This is a genomic window from Persicobacter psychrovividus, from assembly GCF_036492425.1.
Lineage (GTDB): Bacteria > Bacteroidota > Bacteroidia > Cytophagales > Cyclobacteriaceae > Persicobacter > Persicobacter psychrovividus.
Map to the genome: position 1 here is coordinate 666,707 of NZ_AP025292.1, position 18,308 is coordinate 685,014.

Consider the following 18,308-nt stretch of genomic DNA (forward strand, 5'->3'; position numbering starts at 1 on the left):
AAAAAATACAAAGCCTGACTGGTCGGATTGCAGTCAGGCTTCATTGAGTTATTTGCCTTCTAATTGTAATGAATTACGCAATTGATTTTCAAGAGTTTTTAAATCCTTGATTCTTCTTACAGATTACCACCTGCTGGGGTCATTTTCATCATTCTTTCGATGGTCTTCTGCGGAAGCGTCCCTGTAAATCTCAAACTCCACCCGACGGTTCAGTACGCGGTCGGCTTCGGTTTTTTCTTCAACGAGTGGCTTTTGTGCGCCGTAGCCTATCGCTTCGATACGGTCGCTTTTAATGCCGCCAAAGTATTCAATATAGTCTTTGATAGCATCGGCACGTTTTTGTGACAGCTCGATGTTGGCCTGTTTGTTTCCTTTGGTATCGGTATGTCCTGCAATTTTTAGTTTGAAGGAAGGGTTGTCGAGCAGGAAGTTGCCAATTTTATCCAAATCATAATACATGGCAGATTTCAGCTCAAAGGAATTATTATCGAACACCACCGACTCAAACTGCATTCTTGAGGAGATTGGCCGTGTAGCATCGGTAAAATTGGTATCACCTTGCAGGGTGAAAATCTTCTCTATCCTGAAAAATTCATCGCCCTGAATGACCATCAGGTATTTTCGTTCGTTGATCAGGTCAAATTCATAGGTACCGTCATCCCTGAGGTATTTTGGTGCAATTTCAACGCCTTTGTCGAGGTCTATAATGGATACAATACCATCGTTAAATGGCGTGTTGCTTAGCGAATCCAATAACTGGCCTTTCAGTTTGGTTGTGGCCAGGGGCTGTGCTTCCATGGGCAGCGGAAAGGAATAGAGGTCGAGATTTTTCATGTTGTTCTCGATGGATTTCGCATAGTACAGGTTTTTGGCTTCTTTATCTATGGTGAAGTAGAACTCTGAACCACGGCCATTGACGAGTGGCCCAATATTCTGGGGCTCGGTCCATTGTTTGTTTTTCAGGTGGTATGCCTTATAAATATCGAATTCCCCAAAATTAATCAGTTGCCCACTTGAACTATAATAAAGAACATTGTATTCAGGATGGATAAATGGGCTGACTTCACTGCCCCTTGTGTTGATGTTCGGGCCGAGGTTTTTGGCTTTACTCCACTGGCCGTTTTTATTTTTGGTGGTATAATATAAATCGGACATTCCGAATCCGCCTATACGATCCGAGGCAAAATAGAGCGTATCTTCCGTAGGGCTTAGGCTTGGGTGAGATTCCCAGGCGACAGAATTGACATTCTGCCCCAAATTACTGATTTCCCCCCACGTGCTGTCTGCCTGCAAATGTGCTACAAACAAATCGCAGTTGCCATAGCTTTGAGGCGTATTACATCTTGAAAAATATATTTTTGAACCATCTCGGGTCAGGAAGGGGGAGCCTTCATTGGCGGGTGTATTCAGGCTTTTGACGGGCACAGCTTCATCCCAGTAACCATCTCCAAGGGAGCGGATCATGAATAAATCTTCATTAGGCTCAGGGTCAAAAGATCGGCGTACGGCATTACGTTGTGAAGTGAAAATCATGGTCTGGTTATCCCACGACATACTTGGCCCATAATCTGACTTATTGGAATTTACATAGAATCCCATGTTCAGGTCAATGCCTTGCGGCGGACGGAGGGTGTCTAATTTTTCGCGGAAGGAAATCAGGTCATAATAGTAGTCCAGTGGCACATAATCCTTCGGCGATCGCCCTGCCATTTTGTAATATTTTGATTGCACCTTCTGGAAATCCACCCCACCATGATGGTGCTTGAGGACCAACTTGTAAAGGCGCTGGGCATCGTGAAAAGCCCCTTTTTCTTCGGTCAGGTTAGCGAGCCTCCAAAGCCAGTAAGTATCTTTCCTGAAATTGTCAATGCCAAATTTACTGACATACTTCCATAACAATGGGTACAATTGCTCAGTTTTACCTGTCTTATCCAACTTTCTTAATCGATTAAGTTGGGACTTATCGGAATAATATCTTACTTTATTCACATTCGGGAAGGAGAATAATTGATTTATATCAAAATTTTGAGGTTGTTCGCTAACAATCGCAGATTTCTTTTGTCGCTTTTGTGCCACGCCTTCCGAAAAAGGGTGCAAAATTGACATAAAAAATAGTGCCCAACGAAGGACAGAAGGGGAAAGGCTGACAGTTTGTTGATTATTTGCGTTCATATAGTGCATATTGGCACGTGAAAAATACAATTAACATCTCTACTTTGCAAGATAATGCTTTTGGCACATCCCTTGTCTAATTATTTAAACATCTTTATAAATTTTGCATCTTTTGCAATAACTGTCAATATGACATATTAATATATCTATGGATTCACAGAACGACATGTTTCAAAACGCAGTTCTTGTGGGAATGGAAGAAACCGAGAATGGTGAGTTTATCTCGATCAACGACGAGATGGATGAGGCTGAGGTGGAAGCAACGACAATTCCTGACGAACTGCCAATCCTGCCAATAAAAAATACAGTACTTTTCCCAGGTGTGGTAATACCGATCACCGTTGGGCGTGCCAAATCCATTAAATTGGTGAAGGACGCTTACAAAGGAGACCGTACCATTGGGGTGGTAGCTCAAAAAAATAAAGACGTTGAAGACCCTAAGGTTCATGATTTTTACAATATCGGAACCGTAGCGCGAATCGTAAAAATGCTGGTATTGCCTGATGGTAACACCACCATCATTATTCAGGGGATGCGTCGCTTTATGCTTCAGGATATTATTTCTGAAGATCCTTATTTCCAGGCGAAAGTCATCAGCCTGGAGGAGAGCTTCCCTGCAAAAGAAACAGAAGAAGCGGCCGCTTTGGTGGAAACACTCAAAGATGCTGCGGCAAAAATATTACGCCTGAACCCTGAGATGCCTCAGGAGGCACAGTCGGCGATTGAGAATATCGACTCTCCGGCATTCCTTACGCACTTTTTGTCGTCCAACCTTTCAGTGGCAGCAAAAGAGAAGCAGCGTATTTTGGAGACCGACCAAGGTCGTGAGCGTTCCACATTGCTGTTGGAGTTCATGTCCAAGGATATCCACATGCTGGAGCTGAAAAATGAAATTCAGTCCAAAGTTCACTCTGACCTTGATGCGCAGCAGCGGGATTATTTTCTGCGCCAGCAAATGAAAGTTCTTCAGGATGAACTGGGGCAAGGTGGCCCGGAATCTGATGTGAAGAACCTCCGCAAAAAAGGAGAAGCTAAAAAGTGGCCCAAAGAGGTGAAGGAACACTTCATGAAGGAGCTTGATAAGCTGAGCCGGGTAAACCCTCAGGCACCAGAATACGCGGTGAATCTGGGTTATGCTGAGTTTATGATCGATTTGCCTTGGGGAGAATTTACCGAAGACAACTTCGACCTTAAGCGTGCCCGTAAAATTTTGGATAAAGAGCACTATGGCCTTAATAAAGTAAAGGAGCGCATCATTGAGTACCTTGCCGTGCTGAAGTTGAAGCGTGACCTGAAAGGGCCGATTTTGTGTCTTTATGGCCCTCCTGGTGTGGGAAAAACCTCATTGGGGCGCTCTATAGCGAATGCCTTGGGCCGTGAGTATGTCCGCATGTCGTTGGGTGGTTTGCATGATGAGTCGGAGGTGCGCGGTCACCGTAAGACTTATATTGGAGCCATGCCAGGGAAAATTTTGCAAAACCTTAAACGTGCCAAAACAGCCAACCCTGTTTTTGTATTGGATGAAATTGATAAGGTCAGTGCTGATTTCCGTGGCGATCCTTCGTCCGCTTTATTGGAGGTACTGGACCCAGAGCAGAACAACGCTTTTGTGGATAACTACCTGGAAATTGGTTTCGACCTTTCCAAGGTATTGTTTATTGCCACCTCAAATTCACTGGAGACCATTCAGCCTGCATTGCGCGACCGTATGGAGATTATTGAATTGACAGGCTATACACAGGAAGAGAAAGTTGAAATCTCGAAAAAACACCTGATTCCTAAACAGCGTGAAGAGCACGGCCTGAAGGCTGCTGATATTGCGATTAATAAAGGCGCAATCAAAACAGTGATTGACGGTTACACCCGTGAGTCTGGTGTGCGTAGCCTTGAACGCAAGTTGGGTGCGCTTTGCCGTAATGTTGCCAAATCGGTAGCAATGGAAGAAGAGTATTCAAAAACGATCAATAACGCCCGTGTGGAGGAAATCCTTGGAGCGCAATTGTTTGATAAAGAATTATATGAAAATAACCGCACTGCTGGCGTAGTAACAGGATTGGCATGGACGCAGGCAGGTGGTGAGATTTTGTTTATTGAGTCGGCGCTTAGTCGAGGAAATGGCAAATTGACCCTTTCTGGTCAGTTGGGCGATGTCATGAAAGAATCGGCCATGGCGGCCCTGACTTATCTGAAATCCAATGCAGAGCGTATGGGCATTGATTATCGTATTTTCAATAATTACGATTTGCATATTCACGTACCTGCAGGTGCGGTGCCTAAGGATGGCCCGTCGGCAGGTATCACTATGCTGACCTCCCTTGCTTCGGTATTTACCCAGCGAAAAGTGCGTTCCAAACTGGCCATGACTGGCGAGATCACCCTTCGGGGGCAAGTGTTGCCTGTAGGTGGAATTAAGGAGAAGCTTTTGGCGGCACGTCGGGCGGGGATCAAAGAAATAGTCCTTTGTGAGAAAAACCGTAAAGATGTCGAGGAAATCGAGGTGGAATACATCAGCGACCTGAACATCAATTATGTGAAGGAAGCCCGTGAGGTGTTTGATTATGCCTTGCTGGAGGAGAAAGTCAGTGAGCCTATTGATTTCATTCTTGAACAGAAAAAAGAGAAGTAAAATAAATATAAAATAACGAGGGGCTTCTCCTCGTTATTTTTTTGCCTTTGAAGAATTCTTTGCAAATTGTTCTTCATTGGTCATATTAACCTTACCGATTTGAACACCCGTTTTACCCTCTTTTTTTCAGGACTACTTTTGTTGGTTCAGTATTCCTATGGGCAGTCCCTGAAAGGTGGGGCATATGCATTGCTGAATGCGCCATATTCTGCCAAATCTGCGGCGATGGGCACCGTCATGCCCTCCAATTATTTTGATGATGGCGCCGCTTTTGTCAGTAATCCTGCGGCGGCATTACCCTCCTTCGATCAGCATTTGGGCATACACTACACCAGCCGATTTGCAGGCATACAGCAGGGGTTGGTCACTTATCAGTTCTCGATGCCCAAAACAGGTTCGTGGGCAGTGTCGGCACAATATTTACATTTTGGCACAATGCAGGGTTATGACCCGTCGGGAAACCCTGAAGGGACTTTCACCGCAGGCGATTATCTGATCGCCATAACCAAGCAGCATCAGGTGGGCAACTTCAGTGTGGGGCTCTCTGCCAAATTTATCAACAGTAAAATCGAAAGCTATGCCGCAAGTGCCATGCTTTTTGATGCGGGGATTTTGTTTATTCACCCTGAACATGAATTTTCCGCAGGATTGGTGTTGAAGAATTTCGGTTTCAACTTACGGAATTTCGATACCGAGCCCGTGAATCTCCCATTCGATGTTCAGCTTGGCGCTACTTTCAAGCCCGATCATATGCCTGTGCGTTTTTCTGTGGCGGCGTCTTATTTACCTCATGATGCCCCCTATCTTGGGCAAAATGAGCAGGAAAATACCACGCTGAAGGATGCTTTCCGCTACTTTAATATCGGTACGGAATTCCTGATTCATAAAAATGTGCACCTGATGGCGGGTTATAATCAAGATATTAGAGCATCGCTCGGTTTACAGGACAAAAAAGGTTTGTCAGGTTTCGCCTTCGGAGGGAGAATTCTCGTTAAAAAATGGACGATCGATTACACTTATGCGGCCTATCATGCTGCTGGTGGAGCACACTTCGTCAGCCTCAGCACCAACCTCTCTCATTTTAAATTTAGAAATTGATTGATCAGTACAAACTGATTAAATAGAAAATATAGATCATGTTAGAAGATAAAAGCTATTTGACCCCAAGAGAGATTGTCTCTGAATTGGATAAGTATATTATCGGACAGGCGGATGCAAAGCGCAACGTTGCTATTGCACTCAGAAATAGATGGCGAAGAATGAGCGTTCGCTCGGAGCTTCAAAAAGAAATTGTTCCCAATAATATTTTGATGATTGGTGCCACTGGTGTTGGTAAAACCGAAATTGCCCGCCGTCTGGCTAAAATTGCCCGTGCACCTTTTACCAAAGTGGAAGCCTCGAAATTTACAGAGGTGGGCTATGTCGGTCGTGATGTAGAAAGCATGGTTCGTGACCTGGTAGAACAGGCCGTGAATTTGGTGAAAAAAGAAAAGGAAGTAGGCGTAAAAGAACGTGCTACTGAAGCGGTAGAAAACATCATTCTTGATGCTTTGATTCCCCCAGTTTCTGGTGCAAAAAATGTAACGGTAGCTACTACGGAAGAAGCACCAAAAAATGATGCAGAGCTGAATCAGCAGACCCGTGAGCATTTCCGTCAGAAAATAAAAAATGGAGAGATGGATGATCGCAAGATTGAAATCTCTGTAGCGCAGGCTTCGAGTGGTGGCATGGGCATGGTTGGCGGTGGAATGATGGACGAAACCTCCATGATTAACCTCCAGGAAATGCTGGGCAACATGATGCCGAAAAAGACCAAGAAGCGTAAAGTAACGATTGGTGAAGCGAAAAAATTGCTTTTCGATGAAGAAGCAAGCAAGCTGATCGATATGGATGAGGTTAAAGAGGAAGCGATCAGCCGTGCGGAGAATACAGGAATGATCTTCATTGATGAGATTGATAAAATCGCCAAAGCCTCGGGTCAAAATGGTGGTGCGGATGTTAGCCGTGAGGGGGTTCAGCGTGACCTTCTTCCTATTGTGGAGGGCTCAAGCGTGACGACAAAATACGGGGTGGTGAATACCGAGCACGTATTGTTCATTGCAGCAGGGGCTTTTCATGTTGCGAAACCTTCTGATTTAATTGCGGAGCTTCAGGGACGTTTCCCGATTCGTGTTGAATTGAAGGATTTGACAAAAGACGATTTCTATCAGATCATCAAAGAGCCTAAGAATGCTTTGACCAAGCAGTATGAGGCGCTTTTTGATGCCGAGAAAGTGAAGCTGACGTTCAATGATGAGGCTTTGCATGAATTGGCACAAATCGCTTTTGATATTAATGCGGAAGTAGAGAACATTGGCGCACGTCGTTTACACACAGTGATGAGTCATTTACTGAACGATTTCCTTTTTGATATTCCCGATGTAATTGGTGAGAACGCCCATGTGGTTGTTACCAAAGAATTGGTGCTGGAGAAGCTATCGGGTGCGGTAAAAAACAAAGACCTCTCTCATTTTATACTTTAAGAGCAGGTAAAATTATAATATTTAAAGGAGGGTTTTTCCCTCCTTTTTTATTTGCCTACAGTTGAGTATATTTTATCATTCAAAGAAATTACAAACTTTAAAGCAACCACAATGAACTATTATATTATTACGGGAAGTAGCAGAGGAATTGGTCGTGCTTTGGTGGATCAGCTTACGAATGATCCTGAAAATGAAGTGATAGGTATTGCAAGAAGTTATCAGCAGGCAAAGAAAAATTATCACCATATTGAGTTTGATCTCGGTAATATTGAGGAGCTGAAATCACAGGTCAGTCATTTTTTTGAAACCGTAAAAGCTCCCAAGCGCGTGGTACTGATTAATAATGCAGGAACATTGGGGGAAATAGGACATGTAGGGAGCCTTTCGGCGGATGGGCTGGAGCAAGTGATGAACCTTAACGTGACCACGCCCACCATACTGATGAATGAATTTGTGCGACAGTTTTCTGGGGTTCAGGCCGAGAAAGTAATCCTGAACATCAGTTCTGGTGCAGGAAAATACCCTGTGGATGGCTGGTCGGCATATTGCGCTTCCAAGTCGGCACTTGACCTGTTCTCCAAAGTGGTGGCGGAAGAATGTATTTTGAATGAAAATGACATCAAGGTCTTTTCCGTAGCGCCAGGGGTGGTTGATACTGAAATGCAATCGCAGATCAGGGAGGCGGCTCCAGAGCAATTCAGGACCAAAGGCAAGTTCGTGAAGCTGAAAGAAGAACAGATGCTCAGTGCTCCTGCGTCGGTAGCGCAAAAGCTGTTGGAGGTCATCAATTTTCCCGATCGCTTTTCGGAGGTGCTACTCGACGTCAGGAAGTTCTAAACCAGGCGCCATCTCTTCAGTTGATTTCCTCGGGGCTTTCAGGTGTGTTATACGACCTTTAATTTGCCCATCGCTCAGTTCTTTCCAGCTGTTTACAGGGAATTCAATCTGGCAGTAGGCCGCTGTTGGGAAATGCTCAATATCGACATCCGTCAGGTGGCTGATTAATGCTGAGAGGTCAGGCTCATGCCCGATAAACATCAGCCGATTGTGCTGCGGATCAGTTTGTTCAATGGATTTGAAATAATCTTTAATACGGCCATGAAACAGGTGCTCGTCCACCGAGATGTTTTTTTGTGACAGGTGCCATAAATCAACCATAATTGCACCCGTAGCGACGGTTCGTGTTGCAGGGCTGCAAATCACCTTATCAGGGATCATTTTCAGCCTTTTGATTTCCAACCCTTGACTCATGGCATTTTTTTCTCCTCTTGAATTAAGTGGTCGGTCGATATCGTCAAGTTCAGGGAAATCCCAGCTTGATTTTGCATGTCTTGTGATCAGGATATATTTCATATTGTATGGAAGGGCTTATTAACAATGTTGTTTCATAAATCGTCTATTGAGTATAAGCGCAGTTGATCAGATTAGTTTATTTAATTTTGTCCAGGCATTTACAGGAATCATGGAAATGACAATTCAGGCTTTAAAAAAATTAGTGAGGCAAGGAGAAGGTCAAGAGCTGGAGTTTAAGAAAAAAGCCAACCATCCAGAGAAGATCGTCAAGGAAGTCGTCGCTTTTGCCAATGCAAAAGGGGGGCGGTTACTGATTGGTGTGGATGATTTTGGCGGCCTTGCGGGTTGCCGTTACCCTGAAGAGGAAGCCTTTGTTTTGGAGCGTGCTTTCGATCAGATGATCTTTCCTGCCCTGCCGATGTACAAATCATACATTACGCTTGATAATGGGTTTACAGTGATTATTTACGATATCCCCGAAGGGGTGCAGAAACCTTACAAGGTTAAAACGGCAGAACATGCCAAGGTGTATATTCGGCAGCAAGACCGAAGTATTCAGGCGTCTGGGCCACTGAAAGAAATCCTCAGGCGACGTGCCTATCCGAAGAATATTCAGTTTGAAGTCGGGCCGATCGAAAAGCAATTGTTGGTTGCCGTGGAGGAAAATAACAGCATTACTGTGGCGGAGCTTTCGGAATTGGCTTCCATTTCCAAAAAAATGGCCGCCAAACGTTTGATCACCCTCGTGTTGGCCAATGTGCTGGAGATTATCCCACAGGAAACAGGCGACCTTTATGTGCTCAGCAATAAAGCGCACTCGGCATAAAAAAACCGTTGAGCTTGAAAAACGCAACGGTTAAATATAAAAGAACTTTACAATGGCTATTTCCACGAAGTGTGTTTCACTAAAAGAGCCGCTTTTAAAATATCCCTTCTACTGACCAACCCCAATAATTTCCCATTTTCAACGACAGGAAACCGCTTATAAGGCGAACGCAGGAACATCTGTGCAACATCTAAAAGGTCCATGTCAGGTGAAACAGTCGTGATCTCGGTGGTCATGTAATCCTTAACCATCGTGCCGCGAACAGGGTGATTGTTATAAGCACGGTCGAGGATCATTTTCAGAAAATCTTTTTCTGTAATTATGCCAATCATATGGCCACGGTCGTCTAACACAGGTGCACCACTGATTCTTTTTTCCAGCAAAAAGTCCATAGCGTCAAAAGCGTTTTCAATAGGGCTCAAGCTGACCAGTTGCTTGTTCATAAAGCGCGTTACTTTCTCGTACTGATAACGGTTGTCAACTGGTTCCTTCCGTGCGGGTGTGAAGTTCATAAGCTTTGAGTTTTAGTTTGATAATATAGAATATACAAAAAATAAAGCTCATTATCAATGAGTTAGCGTTTGCGCAGGCGTGCTTTTACTGATAATTCAACCAAAAAGGCTAATCAATCACGCATTCGTATATTTTTTTATGGAATTTTTTTTCCAAACGTAAGGAAACCGCCATGATTATCAGACAAATTATATCAACATCATTGAGATTATCAATAAATTAATTACCTTTGCACGACTAAATCATTAAGTCATTCTTTGGATGACTTTTTTGGTGAAAGACAAATTATCACCCTCGCATGCAATTTGTTGTCATTCGGGGGTTTTTCAGTTAATTGGCAACTCAATTAAAAGTATACTACTTTGGATATTACATTAGACAAAAGCTCGAACACGGAAGCCTCTATTTCCATCAAGTTGACAGAGGCGGACTACAGTGAGAAGGTTGATAAAAAAATCAAGCAGTACGCAAAGCAAGCTGACATCAAAGGTTTCCGTAAAGGAAAAGTGCCTGCAGGCGTAGTGCGTAGAATGTACGGAACTTCAATTCTTGTTGACGAGGTGAATCACCTTTTGTCGCACGCAGTAGAAGATTACATTCGTGACAACAAATTGCAAATCATTGGTCAGCCATTGCCTAACGTTGAGAACAACGCTAACATTGACTGGGAGACGCAGAAAGAATTTGAATTCTCGTACTCAATTGGTTTGGTGAACGATATCACTTATAGCACTGACTTGACAATTGATACTTACTCAATCAATGTTGGTGAAGAGCAATTGAACGAAACAATCGAGAACTTGTTGAAAAACGGTGGCGAGCAGACTTCTCCTGAAGTAGCTGAAGAAACTGATAAAGTAACAGGTGACTTGGCAATCGAAGGCGAAGAAGAAGCAGTTCACGTAATGGTGGATATCGCTGAATTGGCAACAAAAACAGGTAAAGAAATCTTTATCGGTGCTAAAGCTGAAGATACAATTACTTTCGACATCCGTAAAGCTTACCGTTCAAACGAGAAAGTAGCGACTTTCTTGAACCGCGAGGAAGAAGAAGTAAAAGAAATTAAAGGCGACGTTACATTGACTGTTAAATCGATCTCTCGTATCGAAGAAGCAGAAATGAACCAAGCATTTTTCGACAAAATCTTGGGTCCAGACAAAGTAACTTCTGAGGAGGAATTCCGTGCAGAGGTAGCTAAAGTGATGGGCGAAAACTACGATCAGCAAGTAGAAAACTACACTGCGCGCCAAATCCAAGACCAATTGGTAGAGAAAGCGGAGATGGAACTTCCTGAGACTTTCCTGAAACGTTGGTTGGTAGAAACGCAAGAAGGTTTGACTGCTGAGAAAGTAGAAGAAGATTTCGAGAACTACAAAAAAGAATTCAAATGGATGTTGTTGGCAGATAAAATCGCTGCTGATAACGAAATCCGTGTAGAAGACGCAGACGTTAAAAAACGTGCTGGTGATATGTTCAAAGCGCAGTTCGGTGCTATGGGCGGCGGCGTTGATAACGAGCAGTTGGAAGAGATGTTGAAAGGTATCGTTGACAACTACTTGAAAGAAAACAACGGCCAAAACTACATGAACATCTACAACCAAGTTCGTTTCGATCAGATCATCAAATTGGCGACTGAAAAAGCGACTTTGAATGAGCAAGATGTTACTTTCGAGGAGTTTACAAAAGCAGTTTCTGAAGCTTAATTCTCTTTGAATAATTATATTTAAGTCGGCACTTCTTCGGTGCCGACTTTTTTTATACTTTGGCAAACGAATAGATAATTATATTCGTATTCAATGAAGTAATAATTATAAGTCAGCGTAAATAGCAAGCAGAGCTTCGGAAATTATAAGGTCCTTCTTTGTGATGGGGTCTTTTTTTTTATCTTTGTTATTTACAACCTGAATTAACCTCCAACAACATGATGTTTGACAAAGACGAATTCAGAAAATTTGCCACTAAGCACCAAGGCATCTCGAGTAGTCTGTATGACAGCTACGCCACTCACGTAGAAGGTATGACGCGCTCAGTAATTGAGGAACGCCCTACGAATTTCCGTGAAATTGATGTATTTAGCCGCTTGATGATGGACCGTATTATCTTCTTGGGAACCCAAGTGGATGACCATATCGGAAACATCATTACTGCACAGTTGCTATTCTTGGAATCAGTGGATCCAGGTAAAGATATTTTACTTTATGTAAACTCTCCTGGTGGTAGTGTTTATGCAGGTCTTGGAATCTACGATACCATGCAGTATGTACGCCCTGATGTGGCGACAATCTGTACTGGTTTGGCAGCTTCTATGGGCGCTGTTTTGTTAGCAGGTGGAGCCGCAGGCAAGCGCTCAGCACTTCCACATGCACGCATAATGATTCACCAGCCACTCGGTGGAGCTCAAGGACAGGCTTCCGATATTGAAATCACAGCCCGTCAGATTTTAACGTTGAAAAAAGAACTATACGACATTCTGGTACATCACTCAGGCAAATCCTTTGAAGAGGTGGAGCGTGATTCTGATCGTGATTACTGGATGAAAGCAGATGCTGCCAAGGAGTATGGTCTTATCGACGAAGTGTTAACGCGATAAGCGACCAATGGCATTCCGCATCTGGGATGCGGGATGCTTTTTAAAAAATGTAGTTATATATGGCTCAGATTACTTGTTCGTTTTGTGGGAGACCCAAAAAAGATGTCGATTTAATGGTTTCGGGCATCAATGCTCACATTTGCAACTATTGTATCGATCAGGCATCGCAGATCCTTCAGGAGGACTCGAAGCTGAAAAAAGATAAGAAATCTCCAAAATTCCAATTGAGCAAACCCGCTGAAATCAAGGAATATCTCGACCAGTATGTTGTTGGTCAGGATGATGCCAAGAAGGTACTTTCAGTAGCGGTTTACAATCACTATAAACGTCTGATGCAAGAGAAAGACGTGAATGAAGAAGTGAAGATTGAGAAGTCCAATATTATTCTTGTAGGGGAGACGGGTACGGGTAAAACCTATTTGGCCAGAACCTTGGCAGAGATGCTTGAGGTCCCTTTCTGTATTGCCGATGCGACAGTACTTACAGAAGCAGGTTATGTTGGTGAAGATGTAGAGAGTATTTTGACCCGTTTGTTGCAGGCATCGAATTACGATGTGGAGGCAGCAGAACGTGGTATTGTTTTTATTGATGAGCTGGATAAAATTGCCCGCAAGTCTGATAACCCATCAATCACCCGTGATGTAAGTGGTGAAGGTGTACAGCAGGCTTTGTTGAAGCTTTTGGAAGGAACATCAGTAAATGTTCCGCCGCAAGGTGGGCGTAAGCACCCAGATCAAAAGATGATTGCTGTAAACACAGAAAACATCCTTTTTGTATGTGGTGGTGCTTTTGATGGAATTAAAAAAGACATTGCCCGTCGTATGGATACCCGCCCTTTGGGCTTTGCTTCCAATGACGAAAGCCTTGAAAAAGGAGAGGTGGATAAGGAAAACTTGTTGCAGTACATTACTGCACAGGATTTGAAAAGCTTTGGATTGATCCCGGAGTTGATTGGTCGTTTGCCTGTATTGGCACATTTGAACCCATTGACGGAGGATATCCTGAAGATGATCCTTACCAAGCCTAAAAATGCTTTGACCAAACAATATTCCAAGCTTTTCAAAATGGAAGACATTAAGTTGACTTTCGAACCTGAGGCTTTGGATTATGTAGTTGCTAAAGCCCTTGAATTTAAATTGGGTGCACGTGGTTTACGCTCAATATGTGAGGCCATCTTAACGGATGCCATGTTTGAGTTGCCAGGCAAAGAGGTCGAGAAATTTGTGGTTACAAAGGAATATGCACAACAACAATTTGAGAAGTCTAAATTTTCAAAGTTGCGTGTAGCCTAAGCAGATAAAAGATACTAAAAAGCCCTCAGCGATTGATTTCGCTGAGGGCTTTTTACGTTTTGGTATTTATTGGTTCAGGCAAGATGCTTGAATCAGTGTAAGGTGTTATAGACCATGATTACCTTGTTGATAAAGATTGCCATGCTTATTTATTAATGAGCGTAAAAAATCTGGGGAAATCGGTGTAATCTGTGGACAAATAAACGCTAATACTTATCACGAGATTCCCTGTCGCGAGAGCCCCTCTTGTGATAGCGAACCATGATGGAAAAGACAACTGCTTCAAATCCCCCACATTTTATTATCGGCGCGTTTCGAAGCTTATGTTTTGGTATTTATTGGTTCAAGCGAGATGCTTGAATCAGTGTAAGGTGTTATAGACCATGATTACCCTGATGATAAAGATTGCCATGCTTATTTATTAATGAGTATAAAAAATCTGAGGAAATCGGTGTAATCTGTGGGTAAATAAACGCTAATCCCCCAATCCCTATCACGAGAGGGACTCTCGCGATAGAGGGAGGCTCATAATGGAAAAGACTACTCTTCAAATCCCCCACATTTTATTATTGGCGCGTTTCGAAGCTTATGTTTTGGTATTTATTGGTTCAAGCGAGAGGCTTGAATCGGTATAAGGTGTTATAGACCATGATTACCCTGATGATAAAGATTGCCATGCTTATTTATTAATGAGCGTAAAAAATCTGTGGAAATCGGTGTAATCTGTGGGTAAATAAACGCTAATCCCCCAATCCCTATCACGAGAGGGACTCTCGCGATAGAGGGAGGGTTATAATGGAAAAGACTATTGATTCAAATAGCCCCACATTTTGTTTGCGGCGCGTTCCGAAGCACTTTCCGTTCCTAAAAGTTCAATGTTCCGCTGATAATCTGCCATGATTTCTTGACGGCGGTCGCTGTTTTCATCCAATAGCTGGTCCAGTTCTGCGGTAATATTCTCCACCGTCATTTCGTCTTGAATCAGTTCCTTGATTGCCATTTTATCTAAAATCAAATTCATCAATGCAATGTATTTGATCGTGGATGAAATTTTAATGGCGAACTTCATGATATGGTAGGAGATCGCGTTGATGCGATAACAAACCACCTGAGGTACTTTCCATAGGGCTGTTTCAAGGGTAGCTGTTCCAGAGGTAACCAAGGCAGCTTTGGCATTGGCGTATAAATCGTAGGTTTGGCCAGTGACCAATTTTACATTCGGTAAATCGGCAATTGGGGCGTAAAGCTGACGGTCGAGGTTCGCTACTGCTGCCACCACAAACTGATGTTTGGGGTATTTTTTTACCACCTCGGCAAAGGTAGGCAACATATTGGTCAGCTCCATTTTTCGGCTGCCAGGAAGTAAAGCGATAATATCTTCGTCGGGAGAAAGGTTGTTTTTTGATCGGAAATCAGTATTTACCTGATGGTTCAATACGGCATCTACCACTGGGTTACCGACGTAATCAACCTTCCAGTCAAATTTGGCATAAAAATTCTCCTCGAAAGGCATGATACAGAACATTCTGTCCACGTACTTTTTAAGCTTCCAGGCACGTTTGGTATTCCATGCCCATACTTTCGGGGAGATGTAATAAAATACCTTCAGCCCTTTCTTTTTTGCAAATTCAGCAATTTTCAGATTAAACCCTGCATAGTCGATCAGAATCAATACATCAGGCTGATAGTCCATGACGTCCTTTTTGCATTTCTTCAGAAAGCCCTGAATCGTGCGTAGGTTAGCCAATACCTCAACTACCCCCATAAAGGCCGTTTCTTTATAGTGAGTAACTGGCGCCACACCCGAGGCCGCCTGCATTTCATCACCGCCCCAATAGCGGAAAGTGGCTTCGGCATCCTGTTCTTTGATAGCCTTGATTAAATTGCCTCCGTGTAAGTCTCCAGAGCGTTCTCCTGCGATTAAATAATACTTCATAGCATTTGTTGCGGTCCGCTTTCAAGCGGCCAATTTTGGGTATAAAAAAAGCACCATGATATTGGTGCTTGAATTTATTGTTAAATTCAGTAGTAAAAAATCTTACCGCTGAAATTATTCGCCGTAATATTCTGCGTAGCTGGTACGGGTTTCGTACAGTTTAAGCTTGTGCAGTTCAGCATGACCTTCACTGGCTTCGGCGACCTTAGGGGCTAAAACCTCCCAGATGGCTTTAATAAACACCTCGGCAGTAGTCATTTTTCCTTCCAGAAAATCAACATCTACATTAAGGTTTTTATGATCCACCTTGGCCAATAATTCCTGTTTAATGATTCTTTTGAGGTCACGGAAGTTCATTACCATACCAGTTTCTGGATGCGGTTCTCCCTTCACGGTCACTGTAAGGTCATAATTGTGTCCGTGGAAATGTTCGTTTGCACATTTACCAAAGATCTCTTCATTGACCTCTTTAGACCATTTGTCGTTGTAAAGTTTGTGTGCAGAACAAAAGCTTACGTCTTTGCTTAAATATACCATGTCTCTTTTGAAAATAGCGTGCAAATATAATCCATAAAGATGGTAATCAAAAATTGTGTCAAAAAAGCTGATGCTCAAAAAAATATTTCAAGTAATTGAGTGGTTCATCTGCTACAACTAATTAGAATAATACAATTATTCACTGTTCAATTTCAAGTTGTAGGAAATAAGCCAGTGGAAGTTTTCTATTTCTGTTTTCAAATAAGATATTTGTGTTCATTGCAAGGCCTGTTGGCCTTGGTTTATAGCCATTGATAAATCAAAAATATATGATAGTCGTTACTGGAGCAGCGGGTTTTATCGCCAGCGCCTTAATTGCCAAATTGAATGAATTAGGATTTAATGCCATTATTGCGGTGGATGATTTTGTGAATCTTACACCAGAAAAAGAGCGCAACTTTACAGGAAAGACGATCCAGCGACGGGTAGACCTGGAGGTCTTCCACGGTTGGCTTGATGAGCATCAGGCAGAGGTAGAGTTCATTTTCCACAATGGGGCATGTTCGGCAACGACCATCTTTGACAAGGCCGTTTTTGATAAGTTAAACTACAATTATACGATCAAGCTTTGGCAGCAGTGCGTGGAATATCAATTACCGATCGTGTACGCTTCTTCAGCAGCCACTTATGGCAATGGGGAGTTGGGTTATGACGATGACCATTCGTTTCCTGAAAAGCTCAAGCCTCTAAACTTGTACGGGGAGTCGAAAAACAATTTTGATATCTGGGCTTTGGCTCAGGAAGAAAAGCCATTCTTTTGGGCGGGTTTGAAATACTTCAATGTTTACGGGCCTAATGAATATCACAAACAGCGCATGGCTTCTGTGGTGCATCACGCCTTTAACCAGATCAATGAAAATGGTGCAATGAAGCTTTTCCAAAGCCATAACCCCAATTTTGAGGATGGTGGACAGATGCGGGATTTCGTTTATGTGAAGGATGTCGTTGATGTGCAGATTTTCTTGATGAACAGCCGTAAGCACAGCGGGCTATACAATGTAGGTACAGGCAAAGCGAGAACTTTCAAGTCGTTGGTACAGGCAACTTTCAAGGCGATGGGCAAAACAGAACAGATCTCATATATTCCAACGCCAGAGGATATTCGAGATAAATACCAGTATTTCACGGAAGCAAAAATGGACAAGCTGAGCGCGGCAGGTTACCACAAGCCCTTTCATACTTTAGAAGAGGGGGTAACGGACTATGTCCAAAATTACCTGATGAAAGAAAAAGCCATCTACTAAACAGCAGATGGCTCACAATATGTACTACTTATTATGAAAAGATTATTCGTAAGGATGTTCTTTTCTAATGTAACGTGTCAATACCTATTGGGTTAAGTAGCCCGAAATAATGGGAAGTACTATTTTTGTACTTCCCACTCGTAATTACCCAATCTTTTGCCATTTTCAAAACGTAAGTCCATGACCATGGCAACAGTTTTGTCGTGCAGCTTGATCTTCAGCCGCTCAATATTTTCTATCGTGCTGTGATGTCTTTTTTCCAGTTTAGCGCGTAATTTTTCCCATTGCTCGCAGGAGCCTTCCGATTTGGCCTGATCGCAAAACTCATCAGGGGCAAGATTTTTTATCTCAATATTCATTCTGCCCAGGGCTTCCCCAAGCTCACTCATCGACATCCCAAAGCCTGAAAAAATTTCCGCAAAACCTTTTTCATCTGCATGCTCCATGCGGTTTCCGAAAGTTTCTGCCCACTGTTCAAAAAAAGCCTCGCCTTCAATTTCTTTCCCTTCTTCGTTGGTCACCGTAAATTTACTTAGTTCGCTTTCTTTACATGTTTCGATTTTGATGTTTTGAGCGATAGATTGCCCTGTAACAAAGAGCAGGACAAAAAGCACTGAGGGTATGATGATGTTTTTCATAGGTAGTTATTTTCTATTTGCCTGTTTTAATGAGAAAGTTGTGCCAAACTTATAATGCTTGAATACGGACGCTGAGGCATGATTTTTACTTTTAAGGGTGTTCGGTATCGGACATTGTT

15 protein-coding genes are annotated in these 18,308 nt (G+C 42.9%); 9 read left to right on the forward strand and 6 right to left on the reverse strand.

Going from position 1 to position 18,308, the window contains the following annotated elements; all coding sequences use genetic code 11:
- Positions 1–123: 123 nt before the first annotated feature.
- Positions 124–2,172, reverse strand: a complete 2,049-nt coding sequence (locus AABK40_RS02910; protein ID WP_332922530.1) for an OmpA family protein — start codon at positions 2,170–2,172, stop codon at positions 124–126.
- A 148-nt stretch (positions 2,173–2,320) separates the two neighbouring features.
- Here AABK40_RS02910 and lon point away from each other — a divergent pair, with 148 nt between their 5' ends.
- The 4 genes from lon to AABK40_RS02930 all read left to right on the forward strand — a co-directional run bounded on the left by lon (position 2,321) and on the right by AABK40_RS02930 (position 8,157).
- Positions 2,321–4,798, forward strand: a complete 2,478-nt coding sequence (gene lon / locus AABK40_RS02915) for an endopeptidase La (RefSeq protein ID WP_332922529.1) — start codon at positions 2,321–2,323, stop codon at positions 4,796–4,798.
- A 99-nt stretch (positions 4,799–4,897) separates the two neighbouring features.
- The gene (gene porQ / locus AABK40_RS02920) at positions 4,898–5,896 is read left to right on the forward strand and encodes a type IX secretion system protein PorQ (protein WP_338397596.1); all 999 of its coding nucleotides are present in this window, start codon (positions 4,898–4,900) and stop codon (positions 5,894–5,896) included.
- A gap of 38 nt (positions 5,897–5,934) precedes the next feature.
- Positions 5,935–7,320, forward strand: coding sequence for an ATP-dependent protease ATPase subunit HslU (gene hslU, locus AABK40_RS02925; RefSeq protein WP_338397597.1), 1,386 nt, complete (start codon positions 5,935–5,937; stop codon positions 7,318–7,320).
- Between the two features lie 111 nt (positions 7,321–7,431).
- A complete protein-coding gene (locus tag AABK40_RS02930; RefSeq protein ID WP_332922526.1) occupies positions 7,432–8,157 on the forward strand; it encodes an SDR family NAD(P)-dependent oxidoreductase in 726 nt (241 codons plus the stop codon).
- Here AABK40_RS02930 and AABK40_RS02935 read toward each other — a convergent pair.
- Positions 8,134–8,673: a SixA phosphatase family protein gene (locus tag AABK40_RS02935; protein ID WP_332922525.1), complete on the reverse strand. Its 540-nt coding sequence runs from the start codon at positions 8,671–8,673 to the stop codon at positions 8,134–8,136. The genes AABK40_RS02930 and AABK40_RS02935 overlap by 24 nt on opposite strands.
- Before the next feature lie 109 nt (positions 8,674–8,782).
- Between AABK40_RS02935 and AABK40_RS02940 the strand changes: the two genes are divergently transcribed.
- Positions 8,783–9,439 (forward strand): AlbA family DNA-binding domain-containing protein, encoded by a 657-nt coding sequence (locus AABK40_RS02940; RefSeq protein WP_338397598.1) that lies wholly within the window; start codon positions 8,783–8,785, stop codon positions 9,437–9,439.
- Between the two features lie 56 nt (positions 9,440–9,495).
- On the opposite strand, the gene AABK40_RS02945 is transcribed toward AABK40_RS02940, so the two are convergent.
- Entirely contained in the window at positions 9,496–9,951 is a 456-nt protein-coding gene (locus tag AABK40_RS02945) for a CBS domain-containing protein (protein WP_338397599.1), read from the reverse strand.
- Between the two features lie 363 nt (positions 9,952–10,314).
- Here AABK40_RS02945 and tig point away from each other — a divergent pair, with 363 nt between their 5' ends.
- From tig to clpX, 3 genes are all read left to right on the forward strand, one after another.
- A complete protein-coding gene (tig, locus tag AABK40_RS02950) occupies positions 10,315–11,655 on the forward strand; it encodes a trigger factor (RefSeq protein ID WP_332922522.1) in 1,341 nt (446 codons plus the stop codon).
- Positions 11,656–11,876: 221 nt separating this feature from the next.
- Positions 11,877–12,542, forward strand: coding sequence for a ClpP family protease (locus tag AABK40_RS02955; protein WP_332922540.1), 666 nt, complete (start codon positions 11,877–11,879; stop codon positions 12,540–12,542).
- Positions 12,543–12,601: 59 nt separating this feature from the next.
- Positions 12,602–13,834 (forward strand): ATP-dependent Clp protease ATP-binding subunit ClpX, encoded by a 1,233-nt coding sequence (gene clpX, locus AABK40_RS02960; RefSeq protein ID WP_332922521.1) that lies wholly within the window; start codon positions 12,602–12,604, stop codon positions 13,832–13,834.
- Between the two features lie 805 nt (positions 13,835–14,639).
- Here the strand turns inward: clpX and lpxB are convergent.
- Positions 14,640–15,770, reverse strand: a complete 1,131-nt coding sequence (gene lpxB, locus AABK40_RS02965) for a lipid-A-disaccharide synthase (protein WP_338397600.1) — start codon at positions 15,768–15,770, stop codon at positions 14,640–14,642.
- Positions 15,771–15,884: 114 nt separating this feature from the next.
- A complete protein-coding gene (locus AABK40_RS02970) occupies positions 15,885–16,307 on the reverse strand; it encodes a 6-pyruvoyl trahydropterin synthase family protein (RefSeq protein ID WP_332922519.1) in 423 nt (140 codons plus the stop codon).
- Positions 16,308–16,576: 269 nt separating this feature from the next.
- Here AABK40_RS02970 and rfaD point away from each other — a divergent pair, with 269 nt between their 5' ends.
- On the forward strand, positions 16,577–17,551 hold the full coding sequence (rfaD, locus tag AABK40_RS02975) for an ADP-glyceromanno-heptose 6-epimerase (RefSeq protein ID WP_338397601.1): 975 nt from the start codon (positions 16,577–16,579) through the stop codon (positions 17,549–17,551).
- Between the two features lie 119 nt (positions 17,552–17,670).
- Here rfaD and AABK40_RS02980 read toward each other — a convergent pair whose 3' ends face one another.
- Positions 17,671–18,189 (reverse strand): hypothetical protein, encoded by a 519-nt coding sequence (locus AABK40_RS02980; protein WP_332922517.1) that lies wholly within the window; start codon positions 18,187–18,189, stop codon positions 17,671–17,673.
- Between the last annotated feature and the right edge of the window lie 119 nt (positions 18,190–18,308).

Excerpts from the sequence above, each read along its gene's own strand:
- AABK40_RS02935 (WP_332922525.1), bottom strand. The coding sequence starts at position 8,673 with ATGAAATATATCCTGATCACAAGACATGCAAAATCAAGCTGGGATTTC.
- lpxB (WP_338397600.1), bottom strand. The coding sequence starts at position 15,770 with ATGAAGTATTATTTAATCGCAGGAGAACGCTCTGGAGACTTACACGGA.
- AABK40_RS02910 (WP_332922530.1), bottom strand. The coding sequence starts at position 2,172 with ATGAACGCAAATAATCAACAAACTGTCAGCCTTTCCCCTTCTGTCCTT.
- AABK40_RS02955 (WP_332922540.1), top strand. The coding sequence starts at position 11,877 with ATGTTTGACAAAGACGAATTCAGAAAATTTGCCACTAAGCACCAAGGC.
- AABK40_RS02980 (WP_332922517.1), bottom strand. The coding sequence starts at position 18,189 with ATGAAAAACATCATCATACCCTCAGTGCTTTTTGTCCTGCTCTTTGTT.
- lon (WP_332922529.1), top strand. The coding sequence starts at position 2,321 with ATGGATTCACAGAACGACATGTTTCAAAACGCAGTTCTTGTGGGAATG.
- clpX (WP_332922521.1), top strand. The coding sequence starts at position 12,602 with ATGGCTCAGATTACTTGTTCGTTTTGTGGGAGACCCAAAAAAGATGTC.
- hslU (WP_338397597.1), top strand. The coding sequence starts at position 5,935 with ATGTTAGAAGATAAAAGCTATTTGACCCCAAGAGAGATTGTCTCTGAA.
- AABK40_RS02970 (WP_332922519.1), bottom strand. The coding sequence starts at position 16,307 with ATGGTATATTTAAGCAAAGACGTAAGCTTTTGTTCTGCACACAAACTT.
- AABK40_RS02945 (WP_338397599.1), bottom strand. The coding sequence starts at position 9,951 with ATGAACTTCACACCCGCACGGAAGGAACCAGTTGACAACCGTTATCAG.
- AABK40_RS02930 (WP_332922526.1), top strand. The coding sequence starts at position 7,432 with ATGAACTATTATATTATTACGGGAAGTAGCAGAGGAATTGGTCGTGCT.
- AABK40_RS02940 (WP_338397598.1), top strand. The coding sequence starts at position 8,783 with ATGGAAATGACAATTCAGGCTTTAAAAAAATTAGTGAGGCAAGGAGAA.
- rfaD (WP_338397601.1), top strand. The coding sequence starts at position 16,577 with ATGATAGTCGTTACTGGAGCAGCGGGTTTTATCGCCAGCGCCTTAATT.